General features: G+C 72.6%; 11 protein-coding genes and 1 tRNA gene. 7 read left to right on the forward strand and 5 right to left on the reverse strand.

Translation table 11 applies throughout. From position 1 onward, the window contains the following. Positions 1-53: 53 nt before the first annotated feature. A tRNA-Leu gene (locus AB0E62_RS12175) sits at positions 54-141 on the reverse strand. Between the two features lie 317 nt (positions 142-458). On the opposite strand from AB0E62_RS12175, the gene AB0E62_RS12180 reads away from it, so the two are divergent. The 4 genes from AB0E62_RS12180 (at position 459) to AB0E62_RS12195 (ending at position 7,214) form a co-directional block, all read left to right on the forward strand. Beyond that, a complete protein-coding gene (locus tag AB0E62_RS12180) occupies positions 459-2,168 on the forward strand; it encodes a thiamine pyrophosphate-binding protein (protein ID WP_362191431.1) in 1,710 nt (569 codons plus the stop codon). An 11-nt stretch (positions 2,169-2,179) separates the two neighbouring features. Continuing rightward, on the forward strand, positions 2,180-3,412 hold the full coding sequence (gene frc / locus AB0E62_RS12185) for a formyl-CoA transferase (protein WP_362191433.1): 1,233 nt from the start codon (positions 2,180-2,182) through the stop codon (positions 3,410-3,412). Between the two features lie 4 nt (positions 3,413-3,416). Next, complete coding sequence (locus tag AB0E62_RS12190) at positions 3,417-5,561, forward strand: acetate--CoA ligase family protein (protein ID WP_362191435.1); 2,145 nt, start codon at positions 3,417-3,419, stop codon at positions 5,559-5,561. Between the two features lie 210 nt (positions 5,562-5,771). Then, entirely contained in the window at positions 5,772-7,214 is a 1,443-nt protein-coding gene (locus AB0E62_RS12195) for an OFA family MFS transporter (RefSeq protein ID WP_362191437.1), read from the forward strand. Positions 7,215-7,298: 84 nt separating this feature from the next. Here the strand turns inward: AB0E62_RS12195 and AB0E62_RS12200 are convergent, their stop codons facing one another. Next, entirely contained in the window at positions 7,299-7,976 is a 678-nt protein-coding gene (locus AB0E62_RS12200; RefSeq protein WP_362191439.1) for a GntR family transcriptional regulator, read from the reverse strand. Positions 7,977-8,186: 210 nt separating this feature from the next. Further along, positions 8,187-9,134: a beta-ketoacyl-ACP synthase III gene (locus tag AB0E62_RS12205; RefSeq protein ID WP_362191441.1), complete on the reverse strand. Its 948-nt coding sequence runs from the start codon at positions 9,132-9,134 to the stop codon at positions 8,187-8,189. A gap of 228 nt (positions 9,135-9,362) precedes the next feature. On the opposite strand from AB0E62_RS12205, the gene fdhD reads away from it, so the two are divergent. Further along, positions 9,363-10,211 (forward strand): formate dehydrogenase accessory sulfurtransferase FdhD, encoded by an 849-nt coding sequence (fdhD, locus tag AB0E62_RS12210; protein WP_362191443.1) that lies wholly within the window; start codon positions 9,363-9,365, stop codon positions 10,209-10,211. Positions 10,212-10,232: 21 nt separating this feature from the next. Here fdhD and AB0E62_RS12215 read toward each other — a convergent pair whose 3' ends face one another. Beyond that, positions 10,233-10,679, reverse strand: a complete 447-nt coding sequence (locus AB0E62_RS12215) for a MarR family winged helix-turn-helix transcriptional regulator (RefSeq protein ID WP_362191445.1) — start codon at positions 10,677-10,679, stop codon at positions 10,233-10,235. A 140-nt stretch (positions 10,680-10,819) separates the two neighbouring features. Here AB0E62_RS12215 and AB0E62_RS12220 point away from each other — a divergent pair, with 140 nt between their 5' ends. Beyond that, positions 10,820-11,737 carry a zinc-binding dehydrogenase gene (locus AB0E62_RS12220; protein ID WP_362191447.1) on the forward strand — a complete coding sequence of 306 codons (918 nt, stop codon included), beginning with the start codon at positions 10,820-10,822 and terminating at the stop codon, positions 11,735-11,737. A gap of 110 nt (positions 11,738-11,847) precedes the next feature. Further along, positions 11,848-13,704, forward strand: coding sequence for a sialidase family protein (locus AB0E62_RS12225; RefSeq protein WP_362191449.1), 1,857 nt, complete (start codon positions 11,848-11,850; stop codon positions 13,702-13,704). Here the strand turns inward: AB0E62_RS12225 and AB0E62_RS12230 are convergent. Next, positions 13,654-14,718, reverse strand: coding sequence for a bile acid:sodium symporter family protein (locus tag AB0E62_RS12230; RefSeq protein ID WP_362191451.1), 1,065 nt, complete (start codon positions 14,716-14,718; stop codon positions 13,654-13,656). The genes AB0E62_RS12225 and AB0E62_RS12230 overlap by 51 nt on opposite strands. Positions 14,719-14,790: the final 72 nt, after the last annotated feature.

Raw genomic sequence — 14,790 nt, forward strand, 5'->3', positions numbered from 1 at the left:
GTCACGCCACAGCCGGAGAAACAGAAAAACCCCAGATCAACTGGGGTCTCTGCTGGTGTCCGAGGGGGGACTTGAACCCCCACGCCCGATAAAGGGCACTAGCACCTCAAGCTAGCGCGTCTGCCATTCCGCCACCCGGACCAGGTGTCTGCCGCCTTGCGGGGTGTGTTCCCCGCGGCGACATGGACAACAATACCAAGGTTTCGGAGTGCGTTTCACCTGCGTATCCGCCGCCGAGCCGCGGCGCGGGGTGCTCCCACCTGCGCGGCACTCCGGACGTACGCCGACCGCGACGGACCCCTCACGGTGCGCTACGGGCCGGATTCCGCCGAGTCGCGGTGGCCGGAAGTGCACCTGCCCCTCTGGACACCGCCCACCGGATGCGGGATAACGAGTCCATACAGTATTCGTCGACTGTATGCAATGTACGGTATGCGCACCTACGAAGGGACCTCGTCATGCCCGACACTTCCGACGGCAACCAGGACCCCCACCCCGCCCAGGACCTCGTCTCCGGCGGCCACCTCGTCGCCAAGGCGCTGAAGGCAGAGGGTGTCGACCGGGTCTACACCCTCTGCGGCGGCCACATCATCGACATCTACGACGGTTGCGTGGACGAGGGGATCGAGGTCGTCGACGTACGGCACGAGCAGGTCGCCGCGCACGCCGCCGACGGCTACGCCCGGATCACCGGCAAACCGGGCTGCGCGGTGGTCACCGCCGGCCCCGGTACGACCGACGCCGTCACCGGGGTCGCCAACGCCTTCCGCGCGGAGTCCCCGATGCTGCTCATCGGCGGCCAGGGCGCCCTCGGCCAGCACAAGATGGGGTCGCTGCAGGACCTGCCGCACGTCGACATGATGACGCCGATCACCAAGTTCGCGGCGACCGTGCCGGACACCGCCCGCGCCGCGGACATGGTGTCGATGGCCTTCCGCGAGTGCTACCACGGCGCCCCCGGCCCCTCCTTCCTGGAGATCCCCCGGGACGTCCTCGACGCGAAGGTGCCGCGCGAGCGGGCCCGGGTGCCGCGGCCCGGCGCCTACCGGGCCTCGACCCGCTCGGCCGGTGATCCGGAGGCGGTCGAACGGCTCGCCGACCTGCTGGTGCGCGCCCGCAAACCCGCGATCCTGCTGGGCGGCCAGGTGTGGACGACCCGCGGCACCGAGGCCGCCGTCGAGCTGGTGCGCACCCTGAACATCCCGGCGTACATGAACGGCGCCGGCCGGGGCACCCTCCCGCCCGGGGACCCGCACCACTTCCAGCTGTCCCGGCGGTACGCCTTCTCCCACGCCGACGTCATCGTGATCGTCGGCACCCCGTTCGACTTCCGTATGGGCTACGGCAGGCGCCTCTCCCCCGACGCGACCGTCGTGCAGATCGACCTCGACTACCGGACGGTGGGCAAGAACCGCGATGTCGACCTCGGCATCGTCGGCGACGCCGGACTGGTCCTGAGGGCCGTCACCCAGGCCGCCTCCGGACGGATCGACGGCGGGGCCGTGCGGCGCAAGGAGTGGCTGGACGAGCTGCGCGCGGCCGAACAGACGGCCGTAGGGAAGCGGCTGCCGCAGCTCAGGTCGGACGCCTCGCCCATCCATCCGTACCGGCTGGTCAGCGAGATCAACGACTTCCTCACCGAGGACTCGGTGTACATCGGCGACGGCGGCGACATCGTCACCTTCTCCGGGCAGGTCGTCCAGCCCAAGTCGCCCGGCCACTGGATGGACCCGGGCCCGCTCGGCACCCTCGGCGTCGGCATCCCCTTCGTGCTCGCCGCCAAGCAGGCCCGCCCGGACAAGGAGGTGGTCGCCCTCTTCGGCGACGGCGCCTTCTCGCTGACCGGCTGGGACTTCGAGACCCTCGTCCGCTACGACCTCCCCTTCGTCGGCATCGTCGGCAACAACTCCTCCATGAACCAGATCCGTTACGGCCAGGCCGCCAAGTACGGCAAGGACCGCGAGCGGGTCGGCAACACCCTCGGTGACGTGCCGTACGACAAGTTCGCGCAGATCCTGGGCGGTTACGGCGAGGAGGTCCGCGACCCCGCCGACATCGCCCCCGCCCTGCGCCGGGCCCGCGAGTCCGGGAAGCCGTCACTGATCAACGTCTGGGTCGACCCGGACGCGTACGCCCCCGGAACCATGAACCAGACCATGTACAAGTGAGGTGAACGCCCATGACCGCCAGGGCACTTGAGGGCATACGGGTCCTCGACATGACCCACGTCCAGTCCGGGCCGTCCGCCACCCAGCTGCTCGCCTGGCTCGGCGCGGACGTCGTCAAGCTGGAGGCGCCGGCCGGCGACATCACCCGCAGGCAGCTGCGGGACCTGCCGGACGTCGACTCCCTGTACTTCACGATGCTCAACTGCAACAAGCGCAGCATCACGCTGAACACCAAGACCGAGCGCGGCAAGGAGATCCTCACCGAGCTGATCCGCCGCTCGGACGTCATGGTCGAGAACTTCGGGCCCGGCGCGGTCGACCGGATGGGCTTCGGCTGGGAACGCGTCCAGGAGATCAACCCACGGATCGTGTACGCGTCCATCAAGGGGTTCGGGGACGGCCCGTACACCCGGTTCAAGGCGTACGAGGTGGTGGCGCAGGCCATGGGCGGGGCGATGGCGACCACCGGCTTCGAGGGCGGGCCGCCGCTGGCGACGGGGGCCCAGATCGGGGACTCGGGGACGGGGGTGCACGCCGTGGCGGGGATCCTCGCGGCCCTGTTCCAGCGGGAGCGGACCGGGCGCGGGCAGCGGGTCGACGTGGCCATGCAGCACGCCGTGCTCAACCTGTGCCGGGTGAAGCTGCGCGACCAGCAGCGCCTGGCCCACGGGCCGCTGCCCGAATACCCCAACGAGGACTTCGGCGAGGAGGTCCCCCGCTCGGGCAACGCGTCCGGCGGCGGTCAGCCGGGCTGGGCGGTCAGGTGCGCGCCGGGCGGCCCGAACGACTACGTGTACGTCATCGTCCAGCCCGTCGGCTGGCGGCCGGTCACCGAGCTCATCGGCCGGCCCGAACTCGCCGACGACCCCGAATGGGCCACACCGGAGGCCCGGCTGCCGAAGCTGAACAAGATGTTCCAGCTGATCGAGGAGTGGTCGGCCACGCTGCCCAAGTGGGAGGTGCTGGAACGGCTGACCGCGCACGACATCCCGTGCGGCCCGATCCTGTCCACCAAGGAGATCATCGAGGACGCCTCGCTGGCCGCCGAGGGCATGGTGGTCCGCGTCCCGCATCCCGAGCGCGGCGAGTTCGTCACCGTCGGCAGCCCGATCAGGCTCTCCGACTCCCCCGTGGAGGTGACCGCCTCACCGCTGCTCGGCGAGCACAACGAGGAGGTCTACGCCGGTGAACTGGGACTCGCCGTGGACGAGTTGCCCCTGCTGAAGTCGGACGGGGTGATCTGAGGCGATGGACGCGGACCGGGTGGAACGGGTGCGGGCGGTGCTGGAGTCGGTGCGGGCCCAGGGCCGTACCGCGCTGACCGCGCCCGAGGGCAGGGTGGTCGCCGAGGCGTACGGGATCGCCGTACCGGGCGAGGAACTGGCCGGGGACGTGGACGAGGCGGTGGCCGCGGCGGCGCGGCTGGGCGGGCCGGTGGTGCTGAAGATCGTCTCACCGGACATCCTGCACAAGACCGAGGCCGGCGGGGTGGTCGTGGGGGTGGAGGGCGCGGAGCGGGTGCGGGCCGCGTTCCACGAGATCGTCGGCAACGCGCGCGCCCACGACGCCGGGGCCCGGATCGAGGGCGTGCTGGTACAGGAGTTGCTGCCGGCCGGCCAGGAGGTCATCGTCGGCGCGGTCACCGATCCCGCGTTCGGGAAGGTGGTGGCGTTCGGGCTGGGCGGGGTGCTGGTGGAGGTGCTGAAGGACGTGACGTTCCGCCTCGCGCCGGTCGGTGCCGACGAGGCGCTGTCGATGCTGGACTCCATCCGGGCCGCGGAGATCCTGCGCGGGGTCCGGGGGCGCGCCGGGGTGGACCGGCGGGCGGTGGCCGAGCAGATCCGGCGGGTGTCCGAACTGGTCGCGGATTTCCCCGGGATCGCGGAGGTGGACCTCAACCCGGTGATCGCCACGCCCCGGGGCGCGGTCGCCGCCGACATCCGGATCATCCTCGCCGAGCGGCCGCCCGCACCCCGGCGGACGTACAGCCGCGAGGAGATCCTCACCTCGATGCGCCGGCTGATGCGGCCGCGGGCGGTCGCCGTGATCGGTGCCTCCAACGAGCCGGGAAAGATCGGCAATTCGGTGCTGCGCAACCTGATCGACGGCGGCTTCGCCGGTGACATCCACCCGGTGAACCCGAGGGCCGACGACATCCTGGGCCGCAAGGCGTACCGGAGCGTCGCCGAGGTGCCCGGCGAGGTGGACGTGGCCGTCTTCGCCATCCCGGCCCGGTTGGTGGCGGCGGCGCTGGAGGAGGCGGGACGCAAGGGCGTCCCCAACGCCGTGCTCATCCCGTCCGGGTTCGCGGAGACCGGCGAGCACGCGCTCCAGGCGGAACTGGTGGAGATCGCCGAGCGGTACGGCGTGCGCCTGCTCGGTCCGAACATCTACGGCTACTACTCCACCTGGCAGGACCTGTGCGCCACGTTCTGCACGCCGTACGACGTCAAGGGTCCGGTGGCGCTGACCTCGCAGTCCGGTGGCATCGGCATGGCCGTCCTCGGTTTCGCGCGCACCACGAGGACGGGGGTGTCGGCGATCGTCGGCCTCGGCAACAAGGCCGACCTGGACGAGGACGACCTGCTCACCTGGTTCGGCGAGGATCCGCGCACCGAGTGTGTCGCCATGCACCTGGAAGACCTCAAGGACGGGCGGGCGTTCGTGGCGGCGGCCCGTGAGGTCGTGCCGAGGAAGCCGGTGGTGGTGCTGAAGGCGGGCCGTACGGCGGCGGGCGCGAAGGCGGCCGGCTCGCACACCGGGGCGCTCGCGGGCGACGACGCGGTGTACGACGACATCCTCCGGCAGGCCGGGGTGATCCGGGCGCCGGGTCTGAACGACCTGCTGGAGTACGCGCGCGCGTTGCCGGTGCTGCCCACCCCGAAGGGGGACAACGTCGTCATCGTCACCGGCGCGGGCGGCAGCGGGGTGCTGTTGTCGGACGCGGTGACGGACAACGGGCTGTCGCTGATGGAGATCCCGCCCGATCTGGACGAGGCGTTCCGCCGGTTCATCCCGCCGTTCGGCTCGGCCGGCAACCCGGTCGACATCACCGGGGGCGAGCCGCCGTCGACGTACGAGGCGACGATCCGGCTGGGCCTCGCGGACCCGCGCGTGCACGCCCTGGTCCTGGGCTACTGGCACACCGTCGTCACCCCGCCGATGGTGTTCGCGGAGCTGACCGCGCGCGTGGTGGCCGAGTTCCGCGAGCGCGGTGTCGAGAAGCCGGTGGTGGCCTCCCTCGCCGGGGACGTGGAGGTCGAGGAGGCCTGCCGGTACCTGTTCGAGCGGGGGGTCGTGGCGTATCCGTACACGACCGAGACGCCGGTGGCCGTGCTCGGTGCCAAGTACCGGTGGGCGCGGGCGGCCGGCCTGCTGCGGGGCGGTTCATGAGGTGACCCGGCGGGGTCCCGGCCCGGTGGACCACGGGCCGGGACCCCGCCCGGCGCCTCGGCACCACGGGTTCAGCCCGCCCCCGGTGCCTCGGCACCACGAGTACGGCGTACCCGCCTTCCTCCTCCGCACGGCGCCGGGCCCCACCCCGCGTCCGGCGCACCGTCCGTCCTCCATCCGTTCCCCCCACCGGCGAGGAGCTGGCCTGACATGACGTCAGATCACATGAAGACACGGAGAGTCCCGGCCGAGCCGGACCGGTCGCACCACAACACCTACCGCGAGGTGACCGACGCCCGCGGCCGGGTCTACCGCGTCGGCGAGACGGACCGGGACATCCTCGGTCACTCCCGCAAGCTCATGGTGTACCTCCCCTGGCTCTCCATGATGGCCATCAGCGTCTCGGAGTACGCCTACGGCTCCGCGGAGGACACCTTGTCCGCGGCCCACGGCTGGACCCAGAGCGACACGTTCTGGATCCTGAGCGTCTGGATCTTCTTCCAGGCGGGCATCGCGTTCCCGGCGGGCTGGCTGCGCGAGCGGGGCCTGCTCACGGCGCGCCGGGCGATGTACATGGGCGCCGTGATGTGCCTGCTCGGCTTCCTGGCCCTGGCCCACCTGCGTGACGTCGTGCCGGCGATCGTCGGCTTCGGGGTCGTGGGCGGGGTCGGTTCCGGGCTGATCTACGCCACGTGCATCAACATGGTCGGCAAGTGGTTCCCGGAGCGGCGCGGGGCCAAGACCGGCTTCGTCAACGGGGGATTCGCCTACGGGTCGCTGCCGTTCATCTTCATCTTCAACTACGCCTTCGACACCGGGAACTTCGAGCAGGTGCTGGACCTGATCGGCGGGTACGTGCTGGTCGTGGTCGCGGTCTGCGCGTTCTTCTTCCGGGACCCGCCGAAGAACTGGTGGCCGGCCGATGTGGACCCACTGGCCCGTCCCGGGAACGGTGCCGGTGCCGGTGCCGGTGCCAGTGCCAGTGCCAGTGCCAGAAGCCTGGTGAAGAACCCGCCCGCGGTGCGCCAGTTCACGCCCGGGGAGGCGGTGCGGACCGGGATGCTGCCGCTGATGTGGGTCATGATCGTGATGACCGCGGGGGTGTCCATCTTCGGGATCTCCTTCCAGGTCGACTACGCCAAGGAGGTCGGCTTCGGTCCCCTGGTCGCCGCGTCCTCGATGGGTGTCATGGCCGTCATCAACGGCATCGGGCGCGCGGTGGTGGGCTGGCTGTCGGACCTGTGGGGCCGCAGGACGACGCTGGTGTTCGTCATCGTGGTGCTCGGGCTCGCGCAGTTCGGCGTCATCTGGGCCGGCGAGGCGAAGAACCAGTGGCTGTTCCTGTTCTTCGCCTTCCTCTCCGGCTTCGGCGGCGGCGCGTTCTATCCGCTGTTCGCGGCGCTGACCCCGGACTACTTCGGCGAGAACTACAACGCCACCAACTACGGCCTGGTGTACAGCGGCAAACTGATCAGCGGCCTGTTCGGCGGCGGCCTCGGCTCGATGGTGGTCGGCGCCTGGGGGTACGACGGCGCCTACGCGCTGGCCGGTGGTGTCTCGATGGTGGCGGCGGGGCTCGCCCTGCTGCTGCGGCAGCCGGGCCGGGGCGGCACGGACCGGGTACCGGCGCCGAGGCCGCGTCCGGCCGCCTGACGGCCGGCCGGTCCGACGAGCCGTCATGCCCCGGGCGTTCCCCCCGTTCCCGGCCGGACGGGGGGAACGCCCGGTGCGCGTTGCTCAGGCGCTCTCGCGCTCGTGGTACGACCGCCGGGTGTGCTCGGTGTGTTCGCGCATCAGCCGGGTGGCGCGCTGCTCGTCCCGGGCGGCGATGGCGGCGATCAGTTCCCGGTGCTCGGTCCACGACTGGCCGCCGCGCTGCCGGGCCACCGGGGTGTAGTACCAGCGGACCCGCCGGTCCACCTGGGCGGCGAGCCCGGCGAGGACGGTGTTGCCGGCCAGTTCCATCACCTTGCCGTGGAAGGCCGCGTTGAGGGCGACCGCGCGGTCCACGTCCTCGGCCGTCACGGCCTGCTCGCCCTCGGCGCACAGTTCTTCGAGGACGGCGATGCCGGCGCTGTCCGCGTGCGCGGCGGCCAGCCGGGCCGCCTCCGCCTCCAGCAGGGTGCGGACCGTGAGCAGCTGGTCGGCCTCCTCCTCGGTCGGCTCGTGCACGAACGCGCCCTGGGCGGGCCGCAGATCGACCCATCCCTCGGTGTTCAGCCGCTGCAGCGCCTCGCGCACGGGCTGCCGGGAGACACCGAGGTGCCCGGCGAGTTCGCTCTCCACCAGGTGCTGGCCGGGCCGCAGGGCGCGGGTGGTGATCAGCTCCAGCAGCGCCTCGTACACGCGCTCGCGCAGCGGGCCGGGCCTCTCCAGCCTGGGTACCGCCCCTTGCGGCAGTCCGGTCGACAACATCGCGGTCCTCCTGGGCGGGTCTGAACGCGTGGACGATGGACGCTCAGTATCGATTGTCTTTCGTCTACAGTCTACGGTGCACAGGATCCCAGCTACAGTGCACAGGATCTCCGCTACGGCGCACGGGATCCCGGTCTGGGAGGCGCCAGGACGGACGCGGGGCGCGACGACGGAAGACGCAGCCGCGCGCGGTCCGTTCGCCGGACGTCCTCAGGGGCAGCGCACGACCTGCCCGGCGTACGACAGGTTGCCGCCGAACCCGAACAGCAGGACCGGGTCGCCGCTGCGCAGGGCCCCCCGTTCGAGCAGCTTGGAGAAGGCGAGGGGGATGCTGGCGGCCGAGGTGTTGCCGGACTCGGTGACATCGCGGGCGACCACGGCGTTCACGGCGCCGAGCTTCTCGGCCAGTGGCTCGATGATCCGCAGGTTGGCCTGGTGCAGGACGACCCCGGCGAGGTCCTCGGGGGCGACCCCGGCCTTCTCGCAGGCCTGGCGGGCGATGGCCGGCAGCCGGGTGGTGGCCCAGCGGTAGACGCTCTGGCCCTCCTGCGCGAACCGGGGCGGGGTGCCCTCGATCCGCACGGCGTGCCCCATCTCGGGCACCGAGCCCCACAGCACGGGCCCGATGCCGGGTTCCGTGTCCGGCGGGCAGGCGGTCAGGACGGCGGCGCCGGCCCCGTCGCCGACCAGGACGCAGGTGCTGCGGTCGGTCCAGTCGGTGACGTCGGACATCTTGTCGGCGCCGATGACCAGGGCGCGGGTGGCGGCGCCGGCCCGCAGGGTGTGGTCGGCGGTGGCGAGCGCGTGGGTGAAGCCGGCGCAGACCACGTTGACGTCCAGTGCGGCGGGCCCGGGGATGCCGAGCCGGGCCGCGACGCGGGCGGCGGTGTTCGGGGAGCGGTCGATGGCGGTGGAGGTGGCGACGAGGACCAGGTCGATGTCGTCCGGGGTCAGGCCGGCGGCGGCGAGGGCCTTGGCGGCGGCGTGCGCGGCCAGCTCGTCCACGGGCTCGTCGGGGCCGGCGATGCGCCGGGTCCGGATGCCCACCCGGCCGCGGATCCACTCGTCGCTGGTGTCGACCAGGGCCGCCAGGTCGTCGTTGGTGAGCACCCGGGCGGGCTGGTAGTGGCCGATGGCGACGATGCGCGAGCCGTTCATTGCGGAGATCCCCTCGTTGCCGTGGGTGGCGGGATCCACCAGTGTGCGCAGTGACCGGCCGGTACGGCGGCAGGTGAGGCCACAGGAAACGGGCGCCGGGATTGTGGCCTCCGGTCAGACGGTCGGACGTCCATGTAAGCGGACCCCCCTGCGGGTGATGCGTGCCCCAGGTGCAGGACAATGGGACGGTCGGCGGCCAGCACGCACAGAACCGGGGCTGATCGGAACATGGGACGAGTCACGGAACGACGCAAGGTCCTGCGCATCCGGGACGGGGCGGTCTCCACCCGGGCGGACACGCTCGTCGCGGAGGAACCCCTGGAGATCCGGCTGAACGGCAAGCCGCTCGCGATCACCATGCGGACCCCGGGCGACGACTTCGCGCTGGCGGCCGGCTTCCTGGTGAGCGAGGGCGTGCTGGGCACGGCGGCGGACCTGCGGAACATCGTCTACTGCGCGGGGGCCACGGCGGACGGCTCGAACACCTACAACGTGGTCGACGTGCGCACCGCCCCCGGCCTCGCCCTCCCGGACTTCACCCTGGAGCGGAACGTCTACACCACCTCCTCGTGCGGCCTGTGCGGCAAGGCCAGTCTGGACGCCGTCCGGACGACGGCGCGCTGGCCCCTCGCCGACACTCCCCCGCTGCGGGTCACCCCGGAACTGCTGGCGGACCTGCCCGGCCGGCTGCGGGCGGCCCAGCGGGTGTTCGACCGGACCGGGGGTCTGCACGCGGCGGCCCTGTTCGACGAGGACGGGGAGCTGCTGGACACCCGCGAGGACGTGGGCCGGCACAACGCGGTCGACAAGCTCGTGGGCCGGGCACTGCGGAACGACGCGCTGCCGCTGTCCCGGACGATCCTCATGGTCTCCGGCCGGGCGTCGTTCGAGCTGGCGCAGAAGGCGGTCATGGCGGGCATCCCGGTGCTCGCGGCCGTCTCGGCGCCGTCGTCGCTGGCGGTGGACCTGGCCGCGGAGACCGGCCTGACCCTGGTGGGCTTCCTGCGCGGCACCTCGATGAACGTGTACGCGGGCGACCACCGCATCGCCCTGCGGGAGCCGGCCGCCCACGGCTGACGGGAACCCCGGGCGGCGGCGTCAGCCCGCCGTGGACGTCACCCCGGAGATGCGGGCCAGCAGCTCCAGGAACCGTTCCCGTTCGACGGCCGACAGCGGGGCGAGCAGTTCGTCGTTGGCCTCGCGCGCGGCCTTCTCGCAGCGGACGAGGAGCCGGGCGCCGTCGTCGGTGAGGCTGACGGCGTTCTTGCGCCGGTCGCGGGGGTCGGGGGCGCGCTCGACCAGGCCCTGGGACTGGAGGTCGTTCAGGATGCCGACCACGTCCTTGGGGTCCAGGCTCACGCTGCGCCCGAGGTCGGCCTGTGCGACCGGGGCGAGGTCGCGGACGGCGGAGAGGACGACGTGGTGCCACATCCGCAGCCCCTCGGCCGCCAGGGCGTCGGCGACCAGGGCGCGGCCCCGGGCGGCGGCCCGGCCCAGGAGCCAGCTCGGCAGGGAACGGATCGCGGGCAGGGGTGCTTCGGCCATGACCGCAGCGTAACCGAAGAACCATTGGACTTCCCAACGAACCTCCCCTACCGTTGGGACCCCCAATGAATCCGTGGGAGTTCCCGGCGAACGCTCCCGCGACCGACGGTGCCGGCGTGCCCGGCCCGAGGAGGTGTGCGATGCGTCGCGTCCGGTACGAGTCCCCCGCCGGCCCCCTGTTCCTGGAGGAGGCGCCCGTCCCCGAGCCCGGCCCGGGCGAACTGCTGGTGCGCTGCGCCGCCGTCGGTCTCACCCTGCCGATGGTCCGCAAGGTGACCGAGGCCGCCGCGCCGGTGCCGCTGGGCGGGGAGGTCGCGGGCGAGGTGGTGGCGACCGGCCCCGGTGCGGCCCGCTTCCGGACCGGCGACCGGGTCACCGGGCTGTGCTTCGGCCACGGGTACGCCGACTACGCCGTGATGCACGAGGCCATGGCCTCGCCGGTGCCGGACGACGCCGGCTTCGTCACCGCGGTCGCGCTCGTGCGCAGCGGCCTGGTGGCGTACGGCGCGCTGGAGGCCGCGCGGTTCGCGCCGGGCGAGTCGGTCCTCGTCACGGCGGCGGCGAGCGGCGTCGGGCACCTCGCGGTGCAGCTCGCCCGGGCGCGGGGCGCGGGCCGGGTGGTGGGGGCCGTCTCCGGCGCCGCGAAGGCGGACTTCGTCCGCTCCCTCGGCGTGGACGACTGCGTGCGGTACGACGACGGAAGCTGGGGCGAACCCGTCGACTGCGTCCTGGACGCCGTCGGCGGCGAGCTGCTCACCCCGGCCCTGGCCGCGCTCGCCCCGCACGGCCGTCTGGTCGCCTACAGCTCGGGCGGCGGCACGATCGCGGCGTACGACCTGCTGACGGGCGCCAAGTCGGTGATCGGCTTCCAGATGGCACTGGTCGCCCGTGAGCGGCCCGAGGTGTACGAGCGGTGGCGGCGGGAGCTGTGGCGGCTGTACGCCGAAGGCGCCCTGAAGCCCGCCGTGCACGGGGGGTTCGCCTTGGCCCAGGCGGAGGAGGGGCACCGGGTGATCACCGCCCGGGCCAATCTCGGCAAGGTCGTCCTGCGCCCGTGAGTGCACGCTTCTTGTGAGCCGCGCGGCCCGCAACTACCTTCGGTGGAGCGCACGTTGACATGGGATGTCCGGATGTCCGTATGTCCGGCCGACGAAGGGCGGGTCGCACCGTGCCGTCATGCCTCAGCGCCCGCCTCGGATCCGTACTCGCCCTCGCCGCCGGCCTGCTCCTGCCCCTGTCCCCCGCCCATGCCCAGCCGGCCTCCCCGGCAGCGGAGTTCGAGCAGCAGGTGCTGTTCAAGGCGGCGCAGGATCCCGGTTACGCCTGCTTCCGCATCCCCGCGGTGGTGCGCACGACCGACGGGACCCTGCTGGCGTTCGCCGAGGGCCGGGTCCTCAACTGCGGGGACGCCGCGGACATCGACATCGTGCTCAAGCGCTCCACCGACGGCGGGCGCACCTGGGGGCCGCTCCAGGTCGTCACCGAGGGCGCCGGTGACACCCACGGGAACCCGGCGCCCGTCGTGGACCGCGACACCGGCCGGATCTGGCTCGCCGAGACGTACAACACGGGCCGTACGGACGGCGCCAGCTGCCGGGTGCCCTGCGACCGCACCCCGCACCTCCAGTACAGCGACGACGACGGCGAGACCTGGTCCGCGCCGCGCGATCTGAGCCCCGAGATCCTGCCCGCCCACTGGAACTCCTGGTACGCCACCGGTCCCGTGCACGGCATCCAGCTCACCCGCGGCCGGTACGCGGGGCGCCTGGTCCTCGGCGTCAACACCGAGACCTGGGACGGCACGAGGGTCACCGCCAACCACGCGGCGCTGATCGTCAGCGACGACCACGGCGGCCACTGGCGGATCGGCGCCACCGACACCTGGCCCATCGCCGCCGACGGCACCTTCCGGCAGAAACCCTCCGAACTCACCCTCGCCGAGCGCGCCGACGGCTCCGTCCTGGTCAGCGGTCGGGAGCAGGACGGCACCGACCTCGGACACCGCACCCAGGCCGTCAGCCGCGACGGCGGCACCTCCTTCGCCGGGCCGTTCCGCGGCCTGCCGGACCTGTACACCCCGCAGGTGCAGGGCTCGCTGCTGCGGCTGGGCGACCGGCTGCTGCTCGCCTGCCCCGGCGACCCCGACCGGCGCCGCACGATGATGATCCGCTCCTCCTGGGACGGCGGGCGGACCTGGGAGAGCGCGGACCGGGGCACGGTCGTCACCACGGACTGGTCCGGCTACTCGGACCTGGTGCGCATCGGCTCCACCACGGCCGGCCTGCTCTACGAGGGCGGGACGGCGGACGCCCGGGACGAGATCCGCTTCGCCCGCTTCACCGAGGACACGCTCGCCCCGCGCCGCGGCCCCGGCCCGGTCACCCCCGACCTCGCCCCGCACGCCCGCCCGGCGGCGGTGCTCGGCGGCCCCGGGCGGACCGACGGTGTGTCGGGGAGCGCGCTGGAGTTCGACGGCACGGGCGACGCGGTCCGGCTGCCGTACCGTGCGGGGCTCCCGCTGGGCACGGAGGACTTCACGGTGTCGCTGTGGTTCCGGTACACGGCGACCGCCGGGGAGCAGCCGCTGCTGTGGATGGGCGGGATCGGCACCGGCCAGCCGCAGGTGTGGCTGCGCGGGGAGCCGGCGAGCGACCGGGTGCAGGCACTGATCACGGTACGGAACGCGGCCGCCTCGCCCCAGTCCGCGTCCGTGCGCACCGCGACCGCCTACAACGACGGCCGGTGGCACCACGCCGTGCTCCGCCGGGGCGGCGGGCTGCTGTCGCTGTCCGTCGACGGTACGGCCGTGTCCACGGCGGACCGGCCGGGCTCGGTCAGCCGCAACTCGCCCTTCGGGGTGCACCTCGGTCAGCGCATGGACGGCCGCGCCTTCCTCACCGGCGCGCTGGACGAGGTGCGGGTGTGGGACCGGGCGCTGACCGACGGGGAGCTGGCGGACCCTGACGTGCTGCGCTCAGCGCAGGACACGGTTGTGTGGCTGCCCCTGGACCGGGTCCGCGGCTGACGCAGCGGGCGGGTCCTCCGGGCGCGGGGACGCGTCCTCGGCCGCCTCCGGGTCGTGGGAGCGGCGCTTGGCGATGACCGCGCACACCATCAGCTGCATCTGGTGGAAGAGCATCAGCGGCAGGACGGCCAGGGAGGCCTGGCTGCCGAACAGGACGCTCGCCATGGGCAGCCCGGAGGCGAGGGACTTCTTCGACCCGGCGAACTGCACGGCGATCCGGTCCGCCCGGCCGAAGCCGAGCGCCTTGGCGCCGTACCAGGTCAGGAGCAGCATCACCGCCAGCAGGACGGCCTCCACACCGAGCAGCCCGGCCAGCCGCAGCGGGCTGACCTGGTGCCAGATGCCCTGGTTCATGCCCTCGCTGAACGCGGTGTAGACGACCAGCAGGATGGAGCCGCGGTCGACCAGGCCCAGCACCTTCTTGTGCCGGGCGACGAACTCCCCGATCCAGCGCCGCAGCAGTTGCCCGGCGACGAACGGCACCAGCAGCTGGAGCACGATCTTCACCAGCGAGTCCGTGGAGAACCCGACCGCGTCGCCGCCGAGCAGTCCCGCCGCGAGCAGCGGGGTCAGGACGATGCCGGCGAGGGAGGAGAAGGACCCGGCGCAGATCGCCGCGGGCACGTTGCCGCGGGCGATGGAGGTGAACGCGATGGACGACTGGATGGTGGACGGCACCAGCGTCAGGAACAGCAGGCCCTGGTAGAGCGGCTGGGTCAGCAGGACCGGCACCAGCCCCCGGGCGGCCAGCCCGAACACCGGGAAGACGACGAAGGTGCAGATCAGCACGGTGAGGTGCAGCCGCCAGTGGCGCAGTCCGTCCAGCGCCTCCCCGGTCGACAGCCGGGCGCCGTAGAGGAAGAAGAGGAAGGCGATGGCGGCCGTGGAGGCGCCCGAGGTCACGTCGGCGGCGGTGCCGCGGGCCGGGAGGAGGGCGGCGAGCCCCACCGTCCCGAGCAGCAGCACGATGTACGGGTCGATCGGCAGCCAACTGGGCCGGCGCAGGCGTGTCACGGTGCTCCGATTGCTCTGTCGTGGTGCTCTGTGTCGTACGGTCCCGGGCCCGCAGGGCCCCCCTCCATCGTC

It is taken from the genome of Streptomyces sp. NPDC038707 (assembly GCF_040636485.1).
GTDB lineage: Bacteria > Actinomycetota > Actinomycetes > Streptomycetales > Streptomycetaceae > Streptomyces.